The sequence below is a fragment of the Streptomyces sp. NPDC088725 genome, from assembly GCF_044751305.1.
Classification (GTDB): Bacteria; Actinomycetota; Actinomycetes; order Streptomycetales; family Streptomycetaceae; genus Streptomyces.
On record NZ_JBIVLO010000010.1, the window covers coordinates 165,929 to 178,942 of the forward strand.

Annotated in this window: 8 protein-coding genes and 1 pseudogene; 3 read left to right on the plus strand and 6 right to left on the minus strand. The window is 71.1% G+C overall.

Going from position 1 to position 13,014, the window contains the following annotated elements; translation table 11 throughout:
- Window positions 1-59: 59 nt before the first annotated feature.
- Both ACIP6N_RS24170 and ACIP6N_RS24175 read left to right on the plus strand, forming a co-directional pair.
- Window positions 60-1,724 (plus strand): annotated as a pseudogene (locus ACIP6N_RS24170) (SpoIIE family protein phosphatase); the annotation flags it as partial.
- Window positions 1,725-2,027: 303 nt separating this feature from the next.
- Entirely contained in the window at window positions 2,028-5,531 is a 3,504-nt protein-coding gene (locus ACIP6N_RS24175; RefSeq protein WP_401818656.1) for a phosphodiester glycosidase family protein, read from the plus strand.
- A gap of 46 nt (window positions 5,532-5,577) precedes the next feature.
- Here the strand turns inward: ACIP6N_RS24175 and ACIP6N_RS24180 are convergent, their stop codons facing one another.
- From ACIP6N_RS24180 to ACIP6N_RS24195, 4 genes are all read right to left on the minus strand, one after another.
- Complete coding sequence (locus tag ACIP6N_RS24180; protein ID WP_401818659.1) at window positions 5,578-6,474, minus strand: oxidoreductase; 897 nt, start codon at window positions 6,472-6,474, stop codon at window positions 5,578-5,580.
- Window positions 6,475-6,891: 417 nt separating this feature from the next.
- Window positions 6,892-7,029, minus strand: coding sequence for a hypothetical protein (locus ACIP6N_RS24185; protein WP_401818662.1), 138 nt, complete (start codon window positions 7,027-7,029; stop codon window positions 6,892-6,894).
- 16 nt (window positions 7,030-7,045) lie between these two features.
- The gene (locus ACIP6N_RS24190; protein WP_401818663.1) at window positions 7,046-7,687 is read right to left on the minus strand and encodes a phosphotransferase; all 642 of its coding nucleotides are present in this window, start codon (window positions 7,685-7,687) and stop codon (window positions 7,046-7,048) included.
- A 108-nt stretch (window positions 7,688-7,795) separates the two neighbouring features.
- Window positions 7,796-8,380 carry a TMEM165/GDT1 family protein gene (locus ACIP6N_RS24195; protein ID WP_401818666.1) on the minus strand — a complete coding sequence of 195 codons (585 nt, stop codon included), beginning with the start codon at window positions 8,378-8,380 and terminating at the stop codon, window positions 7,796-7,798.
- Window positions 8,381-8,765: 385 nt separating this feature from the next.
- Between ACIP6N_RS24195 and ACIP6N_RS24200 the strand changes: the two genes are divergently transcribed.
- The gene (locus tag ACIP6N_RS24200) at window positions 8,766-9,638 is read left to right on the plus strand and encodes a serine protease (protein ID WP_401818668.1); all 873 of its coding nucleotides are present in this window, start codon (window positions 8,766-8,768) and stop codon (window positions 9,636-9,638) included.
- 116 nt (window positions 9,639-9,754) lie between these two features.
- Here the strand turns inward: ACIP6N_RS24200 and glgX are convergent, their stop codons facing one another.
- Window positions 9,755-11,938, minus strand: a complete 2,184-nt coding sequence (gene glgX, locus ACIP6N_RS24205; protein WP_401818671.1) for a glycogen debranching protein GlgX — start codon at window positions 11,936-11,938, stop codon at window positions 9,755-9,757.
- Window positions 11,939-12,091: 153 nt separating this feature from the next.
- Window positions 12,092-12,955: a SigB/SigF/SigG family RNA polymerase sigma factor gene (locus tag ACIP6N_RS24210; RefSeq protein WP_401818837.1), complete on the minus strand. Its 864-nt coding sequence runs from the start codon at window positions 12,953-12,955 to the stop codon at window positions 12,092-12,094.
- Window positions 12,956-13,014 lie beyond the last annotated feature (59 nt).

Here is a 13,014-nt window from a genome sequence, read left to right on the forward strand (position 1 = left end):
CTGCCCCTTTCGGCCTCCTCCGGGAAGTGGGGCGCGCCGATCGGTGAGAGGCTGGCCGCATGGCTGATCGGGGCGCACCTCCGGCTGCCGTGTCGTCGCTGGACGACTGGCCCGCCCTGCCGGACCGCAGTCTGGCGCTCAACCGCATGGGCAGCTTCGACTGGGACCTCGAGCACGGACTCCTGCATCTCGACCGGGCCGCGCTCGAAGTCTTCGACATGCGCCCGGACGAGTACGACGGCCGTCCCGAGAGCCTGCGCAGACGGTTTCACCCGGCCGAGTCGGCGCGCCTCGGGGCCGAGGTGGCGCAGGCGCTGGAGGAGAGAGCCGACTCGTACGGCACGTACTACCGGATCCGCCTGCGCGACGGTTCACTGCGCTGGACCCACGCCCAGTCGTACATCCGGTACGACGAGGAGGGGCGGGCCCTGCGGGTCATCGGCATCGTCCGGGGCGCCGACCAGGAGCTGTCGGAGGCCGCCGCCCGGATGGAGATGGACGAGGGCCGCCGCAGGCTCACCGGCATAGTGGAACGGACCACCGCGCTGCTGGCACGGGCGGGAACCGTCCAGGACGTCATCGACGTGCTGAGTGACGAGGAGGCCCTGGGACACGTCCAGGCGGTCAGCATGATGCTGGGTGTGGTCGAGGGCGGCCGGATCAGGCTCGCCGCCGAGGGACGGCTCGGTTCCTTCGTACCGGAACTGGAGTACACCAGGGTCGACGGCCAGTACCCGATGAGCGAGGTCGTACGCTCCCAGCGGCCGGTCTTCATCACGTCGCGGGAGGAGTTCCGCAGCTCCTACCCGCAGCTCTGGCCCCACGTGGAGCCGCTTCCCTTCGCCTCGGGCGCCTATCTGCCGCTCATCGCGCAGGCCAGGCCGATCGGCGTGCTGGGGGTGCTCTACCGCAGGCACGGCGGGTTCAGCGACGAGGAGCGCAACGTCCTCGTCGCGCTCGCCAGCACCATCGCGCAGAGCCTGCAGCGCGCCATGCTCTACGACCAGGAACACGATCTCGCCGAAGGCCTCCAGCAGGCGATGCTGCCGCGCACCATCCCCACCGTGCCCGCGACCCGGATCGCCGTCCGCTACCGCGCCGCGCGCATCGGCCGCAACATCGGGGGCGACTGGTACGACGTGATTCCGCTGCCGGACGGCCGGTTCGGGCTGGTGATCGGCGACGTCCAGGGACACGACACGGACGCCGCGGTGGTCATGGGACAGCTGCGCATCGTGCTCTGGGCGTACGCCGCCGAGGGGCATCCGCCCGCGACGACGATGGCCCGCGCGTCGGCCTTCCTGCACGAGCTGGAGACCGAACGCTTCGCGACCTGTACGTACGCCGAGCTGGACCTGTCGACCGGGGCGCTGCAGGTCGTACGCGCCGGGCACCTCGACCCCCTGGTACGGCGCGCCGACGGCAGCTGCGAGTGGATCACGACGGCAGGCGGGCTGCCGCTCGGCCTCTCGGCGGATTTCGCGGGGGCCGGCGGGATCAGCTACCCGGTGACCACCGGGACGCTCGGTCCCGGCGACACGCTGCTGCTGTGCACCGACGGACTGGTGGAGCAGCCGGGCATCGACCTGGGCATCCGGCTCCGGCTGCTCGAGGAGACCGTGGGCTCGGGCCCCGTCGGCGTGGAGGAACTGGCCGACCGGCTCGGCCGGGTGGTGGCCGACGAGGTCGGCGGTGACGACATGGCCCTGCTGCTCCTGCGCCGGGACGACGCGGTGGTCCACGGACGCGGCTGACAGCCGACCACCGCGCCGGTGGCCACCGGGCCACCGTAGGGCCGCTCCTGACGTGCCCTCAGCGGCTCGGGCCGCCGGCATCGCGACAGCCGCACCCGGTCGCGCCGTCCCGGGCTTCACCCGGCCGGGCTCCCGCGGCACCGCCTGTTCTCCGTGGCGTTTCCCGGAAACACCGCTTCCCCGGTGTGCGCACCGCGATGCTGGCAGGTGACAGCGCTCACCGGTGCCGGTCGCGGTCCCGGATGGCGAACCCACCTTCCTCCAGGAGCAGTTGTGGGCCCAGACATTGCCGGGCGGTGCGCCGTGCTGTTCACGGCCGTCACCGTCCTGACGGCGGGGGCCGTGTCCCCGTCCTTCGCGGACACCGACCCCCGCCCGCACACCGTCGCCGAGGTGCGCAGACCCGTCGCGCCACCGCCGCCCGGGTCCGCCGGTGCGGCGACCGCGCCGAAGGCGGACGCGGTCGGAGCGGCCGGCGCGGACGGCATCGAGACGGCGAGCAGTTCCCGCCCGGTGGCCCCGGGCATCGAGCTCACCTCGTACGACCGTCTCGAAGCGGGTGCGTGGCTGCGCGTGGACTCCCTCTCCGTCGCCCTCGACGGAACCGGGGTCCGGGCGGACTATCTCTCCGCTGGCACCGTCTCCGACCGCCGCCCGGTCTCCGAACTGGCCGCCGGGCACGACGCGGGCCCCGGCCGCCGAACCGTCGCGGCGATCAACGCGGACTTCTTCGACATCAACGGGACCGGGGCGCCGGAAGGGCCCGGGATCGAGAACGGCGCGCTCGTCCAGTCCCCGGCGCCCGGCGCGGGCCAGGCCGTCGGGATCGGCCCCGGGAACGCCGGACGCGTGCTGCGGCTCTACTTCGGGGGCACGCTCACGCTGCCCTCCGGACAGCACCCGCTGGCCTCGTACAACGCGGCGAACGTGCCGGCCGGCGGCATCGGCGTCTACACCCCCGCCTGGGGCGCCGCCGACCGCGCGCTGACGGTCGACGCGGCGTCGCCCGTGGCCGAAGCGGTCGTACGCGACGGCAGGATCGTCGCCAGGACGGACCGGCCGGGCAGCGGCCCCATCGCCGAGGGCAGTACGGTCCTGGTCGGCAGGGAAGCCGGCGCCGAGGCGATCGCGGCGCTGCGTCCCGGCGATCCGGTGAGCCTGACGTACCGGCCGCGCACCGACAGCGGGTCCGTGCCGCGCACGGCGGTCGGCGGCCGCGAACTGCTGGTCGTGGACGGAGTGGCCCAGAACCACGAGGGCGAGGGCAACAACGTCGCCGCGCCCCGCACTGCCGTGGGATTCTCGCGCGACGGCAGCACCATGCAGGTGATCACCGTCGACGGCCGGCAGGCCGACAGCGGCGGAACCACCCTTACCGAACTCGGCCTGATGATGCGGAAGGCCGGCTCGTACAGCGCCCTGAACCTCGACGGTGGCGGCTCCTCGACGCTCGTCGCGCGCGAGCCGGGCAGCGACGTCCTGCGGCTGGAGAACAGCCCCTCCGACGGCAGCGAGCGCACGGTCCCCAACGGCCTCGCCCTCACCGCGCCCGAAGGCAGCGGCCGGCTCACCGGCTTCTGGGTGCGGACCCGTACGCCCGCGGCCGGCGCCCCGACCGTCGACCCCGTCACCGGCGGCCACCCCGAGCGGGTCTTTCCCGGACTGTCCCGGCGGCTCACCGCCGCCGGCTACGACGAGACGTACGGCCCCGCCACCGGAGCCCCGCACTGGCGGACCGAACAGCCCTCCGTGGGCCGGGTCGACAGCCACGGCGTGTTCACCGCACGCGCCGGCGGCACCACGGAGGTACGGGCGGAGAACGGCCGCGCGGCGGGCCGCACGCGCCTGACCGTGCTCGACAGGCTCGCCAGGATCCAGCCCACCACCCCGCGCGTCGGACTCGCGGACGCGCGGGCGACCGGCACCTTCGGCCTTGTCGGACTCGACGCCCACGGGGCGAGCGCACCCGTCGAACCCCGTGACGTACGGCTGGAGTACGACCACTCCCGCTTCACCGTCACCGACGACGGCCGGGGTTCCTTCACGGTGACCTCCCGGGCGGGAGGCGGCGCGGGACAGATCACGGCGGAGGCCGGCGGGGTCACCACCGCACTCGCGGTCAGTGTCGGCCTGGAGGAGCAGCAGGTCACCGGCTTCGACGACGCCGCCTCCTGGACCTTCAGCCAGGCACGGGCCGACGGCTCTGTCGCACCCGCGCAGGACAGCCGCACCGGCACCGGCCTCACCCTCACGTACGACTTCACCCGGTCCACCGCCACCCGCGCGGCCTACGCCAGTCCCGCCGCGCCGATCGCCGTGCCCGGCCGGCCGCAGTCCTTCACGCTCTGGATCAAGGGTGACGGCAAGGGCGCCTGGCCCACCCTGCATCTCAAGGACGGCGCGGGGACCGACCAACTGCTGCGCGGGGACTACATCACCTGGACCGGCTGGAGACAGGTGACCTTCGACGTCCCGGCAGGTGCCGCCACGCCGCTCAGCGTGTACCGCTTCTACCTCGCCGAGACGGCGGCCGCGAACCAGTACACGGGCGAGATCCAGCTGGACGACCTGACGGCGCAGGTGCCGCCCGCCGTGGACCTGCCCGAGCAGCCGCGTACGGCCGATCCACTGATCGGCTCCGGGGCGGCGGCCGAGGGCAGGGACTGGCGCTTCGCGGTGATGTCCGACGCGCAGTTCGTCGCACGCGAGCCCGACAGCGCGATCGTGGCGAAGGCGCGCCGCACCCTGCGCGAGATCAGGACGGCGAAGCCGGACTTCGTGGTCATCGACGGCGATCTCGTGGACGAGGGTTCACCGGAGGACCTCGCCTTCGCCCACCGGGTCCTGACCGAGGAACTGGGGGACGCCGTGCCCTGGTACTACGTCCCGGGCAACCATGAGGTGATGGGCGGTTCGATCGGCGCCTTCACCGCCGAATTCGGCCCCGCCCACCAGGTATTCGACCACCGGGGCACCCGGTTCATCACCCTCGACACCTCCAGCCTGACGCTGCGCGGCGGCGGACTGGACCAGATCGAGACCGTTGCCGCGCAACTGGCCGAGGCGGGCCGGGACGAGCGGATCGGCTCGGTGATGCTCATCGAGCACGTACCGCCCCGGGACCCGACCGGCCAGAAGGCGAGCGAACTGGGCGACCGCAAGGAGGCGGCGCTCCTCGAACAGTGGCTCGCGGACTTCCGGCGTACGACGGGCAAGGGCGCCGGCCTCGTCGCCGGCCATGTCGGTGTCTTCGACGCCTCGCACGTCGACGGAGTGCCGTATCTGATCAACGGGAACGCGGGCAAGGCGCCCTCGGCCCCCGCGGAGGCGGGCGGATTCACCGGGTGGTCGCTGGTCGGCGTCGACCGGGTCTCCCGGAGCGACTGGAGCGCGGCGCGTCGGAAGCCGTGGCGGGGCGGCCCCGACTGGCTCTCCGTACGGACCGTCGCCCGCACGGACGCCCTGACGCTGAGCGCGCCGGACGCGCTCGCCCCGGGCCACAGCGCGACGATCACGGCGACCGTCACCCAGGGGGAGCGGAGCATCCCGGTCGGCTTCCCGCTGAGCGCCGACTGGACCGGCTCGCCGAACCTGCGTATCGGGGACCGGAAGGAGGTCAGGCCCCGTCATACGGCGGTCTTCGACCCGGCGACCGGCACGCTCACCGCGCTCAGACCCGGGACGGTCGTCCTCGCGGTGACCGTGGGCGGTGTCACGCGGCGTACGGAGATCCGGATCGCGGTCCCGGCCGCTGCGGCGCGTCCTGACGCCGCGTGACGGGACCGGGCGCGGCGTGACGCGAGGTGGTGTGACGCGCGACGGGTCAGGACAGCGGGAAGCGCGTCGAGGTGAGGCTCTCCGACAGGGTCCACAACTCCCGCGCCAGATCCGGGTCCTCCGCTGCCGCGCTGCGCCGGACCAGGACCGGGTGGCCGCGCTGTCCGCCGCGGCCACCCGGGCCCACGTAACTCGCGCCCGGAAGGTCCTGGGTGGCGGCGAACAGCGTCGGAAGCGCCCCCGCCGCGCCGCCGCGCATGACGAGCCGCCCGATGGTGGAGGCGACGAGACTCATCGCCGGACCGAGGTGCCTGTTGATACCGGTGTTCGCCGCTCCCGGATGCGCCGCGAGGGCCCGGACGGGCGATCCGGCGTCCGTCAGGCGGCGCTGCAACTCCAGGGTGAACAGGAGATTGGCGAGCTTCGACTGCCCGTACGCCGCCGGGGCGCGGTACGGGCGGCGCTCCCAGTTCGGGTCGTCGAGGTCGAGAGTGGCGCCCTTGTGCGCGTTGGAGGCGACGGTGACCACCCGGTCGGTGATCCGGGGGAGCAGCAGATTGGTCAGCGCGAAGTGGCCGAGATGATTGGTGCCGAGGTGAAGTTCGAAGCCGTCCACCGTCCTGCGCAGCGGCATGTGGGCGACACCCGCGTTGTTGATCAGGATGTCGAGAGGGCGGTCCCAGGCGTCCGCGAACCGCCGTACGGAGGAGAGATCGGCCAGGTCGAGGGGGAGCACTTCGGTGCTGCCCGTCATGCCGTCGGCCGCGTGCCGAGCGCTGTCGGCGCTGCGGACTGCCAGGACGACCCGCGCTCCGGCGACAGCGAACGCCCGCGCCGTCTCCCGGCCGATCCCGCTGCCGGCGCCGGTGACGAGCACGGTGCGCCCGCCCTGCGGCGGAAGATCGGCGAGAGTCCACGGGGTGATGTGCGGTGCGGTTCCCATGGATCAAATGTAGGCGACGAAAACATTGTAGTCAATGACAACATGGGTGTGCTGGGCGCCTGCCGGACGGAGGTGTGACCTGCCGGTCCGGCGCCGGTGCTGCCGCTGCCCCGGAAGCGGCCGGAGCGTGCCACCTGGCCTCGCGTACGTCTGGGATCGCGAAGTCTTCGACCGGTACGCCCCCCGGATCCGCCGTGCCGCCGGGCGTTCCGGCGACGGCGCCATGGTCCAACCCGGCTGCGCGGAAGGCGCGTTGGCCTCCCGCTGTGATCGGATCGCCGGACCGCCCGATACCTTGCTCCCCGGCCAGGCCCGGGGACAGAGCTTCGTCCGCAGGTCCGTCGAGGTGCACTGAGTACGAACGGTGTCGGCGAAGCCCCGGTGTGATGGTGCGTGCGCGCCATCACACCGGAAGGCTCAGGGCCGGAGCAGTGCCTCGGTGAACGCCGCCTCATGGCGGGCGATGTGCGCCGCGTCCGTACGGTAGAGAGCGTCGTGCCCGGCGGCGATGTGCCCGGCGAACGCGGTGCTGCCCGCCCGCGCCTGGGCGTGCATGTGGACGACCAACTGCTCAAGACGCCCGCGCGGTGTCCGCCAGTACGGCTCTGCCGGCGGCGCCGAGCCCGTACGCGTCCGCGAACACCCTGAGCCTGCGGGCCTGTTCGCCGGCCGGCAGGGTGAAGTCGCCGTTGCCGGGTGCGGTCAGGGGGACGAACCGGCAGGCGGCACAGGCCAGATCCCAGACGCGCGGGCCGGGATGAGCGGTGTCGAAGTCGATGAAGGCGAGCGGTTCTCCGTCACGGGAGACGCAGTTGTACGGCGCGATGTCGCCGTGGCAGATGACCTCGGCGCCCGCACGGGGCGGCAGGTACCAGCGGGCGTCCTCCGGAGGAACGAAGTCGGCCGTGGCGTCGTGGCAGCCGCGCAGCAGCACCGCGACATCGCGCAGGACGGCGTCCGTGCGCACGTACTCCGGCAGCGGATAGCCGGGGACGTCACCGGGCAGGTAGTCGAGGATCTCCCTGCCCTCGGTGTCGAGGCCGTGGGCGCGCGGTGCGCCGGTGAACCCCTTGGCGCGCAGGTGGCCGAGGAGGGCGTGGACCGCGGGGGTCCACGCGCCCACGGGGCGGCGGACGGTCGAGGCGACGCGTACGACGTCGTTGACGCCGCCGCCGGTCAGCCGTTCCTCGTCGGAAGGCTTCGGCGCTGTCATGGCGTCGCGGCCTCCTCGCGCTTCGGGAGGCCGGAGTGGGGCCCCGCATACCGGCTTCGTGCCGCCCGCACAGTATGCACGGGCGGCCCTCGGCCCCGGGGGTCTTTGTCAGGCGGTGAAGACCTCGATCAGCGACCAGATGGCGAGGCCGAGCATGCACAGGCCGCCGATGCGCTGGACGGTCTTGAGCGGGACGCGCTTGGCGATGAAGCGGCCCGCGAGCAGCGCCAGCGCGGAGACGGACATGAGCGCCGCGGCCGCGCCGATGGCCGTGGACCAGGTGCCGTTGGTGGCCGCGAGGTTGGCCGTGGTGATCTGGGTGAGGTCGCCCCATTCGCTGATGAACACCGCCATGAAGGCGGTCGAGTAGACCGGCAGGAATCCGGTCGCGGTCTTGCCGTCGTCGGCGTCGTCATCGTCGCCGCCACCGGCACGCAGCAGCATGAACGCGCCGAATCCGAAGAGGAGCGCGGAGACCAGTTTGACGATCCAGTCGGGCAGCAGGCCGAGGAGGCCGCCCGCGCTCACCGCTATGGCGACGTGCACGATGAACGCGGTGGATGTGCCGAACCACACGTAGAGCGGGCGCATCCGGGTGCCCATGGCCAGGGAGGCGAACATGGTCTTGTCGGGAAGCTCGGCGAGGAAGATCAGCCCGAAGGCGGTGAGGACCGCCACGAGGTCGAGGTTCATTCCAGGGCTTTCATTAAGGACCGGGCCCAGGGATCTTCACGAGACGCTCTGCGGCGCCGGGAGGACCACTCGGCCCGGCACGACGGTGCACCCGCGAAGCCGCGGGTGCGTCAATGCCTGACCGAAGGTCTCGTCCACCACCACTCGCGCGGTGGCCCGGAGGCCGGGCCACCCTGACTGCGGGTGGCCAGTATGTCGACCGGCCGGTATTGCGGGACTACTCCCCTTCACTTTCATCATACCGGCTGCTGACCTGGGCCTCGGCCGCCGGGGGCGAGATCCGCGGAGGCAGGCGTGGTTGCCCGGCGCTCCCCGGCAATTAACAATGCGCATGACAAATCGCAGCAACTCTCGCAGCAGCATCGGCCACAGACGGGACCCCCACATGAAGAAGCCTCTCCTCGGCGTACTTCTCGCCGTCCTGCTCCTCGGTACGGGCGCGGCGCCCGCGCTGGCCTCGGGCCACGGCACGGCCGCGCCCGCGAAGACGTCCCTGCCCGTCGCGACGGCCCCCGCCCCGGCCGCGGCGGCCGACTTCGCGGGAACGGTGGCACTGAGCAACTGCTCCGGCTCCGTCGTCCGCACCGCCGGGTCGCAGCCGGACGACCCCGCCCTCGTCCTGTCCAACGGACACTGCCTGGAGAGCGGCTTCCCCGCCGCCGGAGAGGTCGTCCTCGACAAGCCGTCCTCCCGTACCTTCACCCTGCTGAACTCCTCGGGCGGCAACCTCGCGACCCTGAGCGCGAGCAAGGTCGCCTACGCGACGATGACCGACACCGACATCTCGCTGTACCAACTCACCAGCACCTACGCGCAGATCCAGAGCCGGTACGGGATCGACGCCCTCGAACTGAACGACTCCCGCCCGGCGCAGGGTGCGGCCATCAAGGTCGTCTCCGGCTACTGGAAGACCGTCTACAGCTGCGGCATCGACGGGTTCGTCCCCCAGTTGAAAGAGGGCGACTGGACCTGGAAGGACTCGATCCGCTACACCCCGGCCTGCGACACCATCGGCGGTACCTCGGGCTCTCCGGTGATCGACGACGCCACCGGCAAGGTCGTCGCCGTGAACAACACCGGTAACGAGGACGGCGGCCGCTGCACGCTCAACAACCCGTGCGAGGTCGACGAGAACGGTGACGTCACGGTGCACCAGGGCACCAACTACGCCGAGGAGACCTACCTGATCGTGCCGTGCGTGGGCGCGGGCAACGCGATCGACCTGAGCCTTCCCGGCTGCGCCCTGCCCAAGCCGTAGCGCACGCAGCCGAGTTGGCGGCTGCCACCAACAACCCTTCCTGGAAACGGGTTTCGGTGTCCTCCCCGTATGTCCGGGTGAGGACACCGACCGGTCCCGTGCATCCGCGGACGGGTTCAGCGGGCCTGGTGGATCGGCGTGACGGCGGCCGGACCCGACGTCCTGATGAGGACGAGTGTGCTGTGTGCCTCGGCCCGGACGGTGCTGCCCGCCTTGAACTCCGTCTCGTCCGCGACATCGGCGTCGGCCGCCGCCGCGGTGTCCACCGCGGTCTGCCAGCTGTCTCCGTAGGCCATCGGCGGCAGCAGGAAGTCGAGCGGCTCGTGGTGGCCGTTCAGCAGAATCAGGAACGAGTCGTCCGTCACCCGCGAACCGCGCGGACCCGGCTCGGAGATGGCGTCACCGTTGAGGAAGACCGCGATCGCGCGGGCGTCGTCCCGCTGCCAGTTCTTGTCCTGCATCGCCTTGCCGTCCGGCCGGAACCAGACCAGGTCGCCGAGCCCGTCGGTGCCCGCGTCGCCGCGGAAGAACCGGCGGCGGCGCAGCACCGGGTGGTCGTGCCGCAGTTGGATCAACCGCCGTGTGAAGTCGAGCAGTTCACGCTGTGAGGGGGTGATCTTCCAGTCCATCCAGGCCAGTTCGTTGTCCTGGCAGTAGACGTTGTTGTTGCCCCGCTGGCTCCGGCCCAGCTCGTCCCCGTGCGCGATCATGGGGACCCCCTGGGAGATCAGCAGCGTGGTCAGCAGATTGCGCTGCTGGCGCGCGCGCAGTGCCAGCACAGCGCGGTCGGTGGTGGGTCCCTCGGCGCCGCAGTTCCAGGACCGGTTGTGATTTTCTCCGTCCTTCCCGTCCTCACCGTTGGCGTCGTTGTGTTTGGCGTTGTACGAGACCAGATCGCGCAGGGTGAAGCCGTCGTGCGCGGTGACGAAGTTGATGCTCGCCAGCGGCCGGCGCCGGTCGTTCTGGTACAGGTCGGAGGAGCCGGTCAGCCGCGAGGCGAATTCCGCGAGTGCCGACTCCTCGCCGCGCCAGAAGTCCCGTACGGCGTCGCGGTACTTGCCGTTCCATTCCGTCCACAGCGGCGGGAAATTGCCCACCTGGTAGCCACCGTCCCCGACGTCCCAGGGCTCCGCGATGAGCTTCACCTGACTGACCACGGGATCCTGTTGCACCAGATCGAAGAAGGCCGAGAGCCGGTCGACCTCGTGGAACTGCCGGGCGAGCGTGGCCGCCAGGTCGAAGCGGAACCCGTCGACACGCATCTCCAGCACCCAGTAGCGCAGCGAGTCCATGATCAGCTGCAGCACGCTCGGGTGCCGCATCAGCAGGCTGTTGCCGGTCCCCGTGGTGTCGTAGTAGTGCTCCAGGTCGGAGTCGACCAGCCGGTAGTACGCGGCGTTGTCGATCCCCTTGAAGGACAGGGTCGGGCCCCACTCGTTGCCTTCGGCGGTGTGGTTGTAGACGACATCGAGAATGACCTCGATCCCGGCCGCGTGCAGCGCCTTGACCATCGTCTTGAACTCGTCCACCTGCTGGCCGCGGGTACCGGTGGACGCGTAGGCGTTGTGCGGCGCGAAGAAGCCGATCGTGTTGTAGCCCCAGTAGTTCGAGAGTCCCCGATCCCGCAGGATGCCGTCCTGCGCGAACTGGTGCACCGGCATCAGCTCGATCGCGGTGATTCCCAGCGCCGTCAGGTGCTCGATGATCGCGGGATGCGCGATCCCGGCATAGGTGCCGCGGATCTCCTCGGGCAGCGCCGGGTGCGTGCGGGTCAGGCCCCGTACGTGAGCCTCGTAGATCACGGTCTCGTGGTACGGCCGGTTCGGCGGCCGGTCGTCCTCCCAGTCGAAGGACGAGTCCGTGACCACCGAGACCATGGTGTGGCCGATGTTGTCGGCGGTGTTCTGCTCGGCGTGCTGGTCGAAACGGTAGCCGAACAGGGACTCGTCGCCGTCCACCTGACCGTCGATCGCCTTGGCGTACGGGTCGAGGAGCAGCTTCGCGGGGTTGCACCGGTGCCCCTGCGCGGGAGCGTACGGGCCGTGCACGCGGAAGCCGTACCGCTGCCCCGGCTCCACGCCCGGCAGGTACGCGTGCCAGACAAAGCCGTCGACCTCGCTCAGCGTGACCCGCTGCTCCGCCCCCGCGTCGTCGATCAGCGCGAGTTCGACCTTCTCGGCGACTTCCGAGAACAGGGCGAAATTCGTACCCGAGCCGTCGTAGGTGGCCCCGAGAGGATAGGGATGACCTGTCCATGATTCACGGCTCTGCGGCTTCTGTCGCTTCTGCGGTGTTTGCACTCCGTCACAGTATCGGCTCGATGGTGCCCGGTCGCGGCGAGAAGCGGGACGGCACGGACAGGACCGCGGCCAAGGAGAAGACCGCGGCCAAGAGAAAGACCGCGGCCCGCATGCGCGGCCGCGGTCTTCCGGCTCCCCGGAGCGGGGAGATGATCAGGCGTCGGTCAGCATCCCCGCGCGCAACTGCTTCAGCGCGCGGCTCAGCAGGCGCGAGACGTGCATCTGGGAAACGCCGAGGGCCTCGCCGATCTGTGCCTGCGTCATCTCCTGGCCGAAGCGCATCTCGATGATGCTGCGGGTCCGGTCGTCGAGCTTGCTCAGGAGCGGCGCGAGGGTCTGGAAGTCCTCGATCAGTTCCATGGCCGGGTCGCAGTCGCCGAGGGTGTCGGCATACGTACGGCCGCCCGCGGTCTGCCCGTCCTCGCCGCCGTCCGTGGGAAGGTCGAGAGAGCCCGCGGTGTAGCCGTTGGACGCGACGAGACCTTCGGTGACCTCCTCCTCGCTCAGCTCGAGCAGCTCCGCCAGTTCGGCGACGGTGGGCTTGCGGTCGAGGGCCGTGGCCAGGCGCTCCTGAGCCTTGGCGAGTTCGACCCGCAGCTCCTGGAGGCGGCGCGGCACATGTACGGCCCAGGTGGTGTCACGGAAGAACCGCTTGATCTCGCCGACGATGTACGGGACCGCGAACGTGGTGAACTCGACCTCGCGGGAGAGGTCGAACCGGTCGATCGCCTTGATGAGGCCGATCGTGCCGACCTGGAGGATGTCCTCCATGTCACCGCTGCCGCGGTTGCGGAACCGGCTCGCGGCGAACCGCACCAGCGACTGGTTCATCTCGATCAGGGTGTTGCGCGCGTACTGGTGCTCCCGCGTGCCCTCTTCGAGGACCTGGAGCTGATCGAAGAACAGCTTCGACAACGCACGGGCGTCCTTGGGGGCGACCTTCCCGGCGTCTTCGATCCACGGCAGACCGCCGACGAGAGGTCCGTCCCCCTCCAGCGGAATCGACTCCAGTTCCATGGGCCCGTTGAGCCTCGTGGACGGTGCGGAAATCGACATTGCGTCAGCCCTCTCGAAGT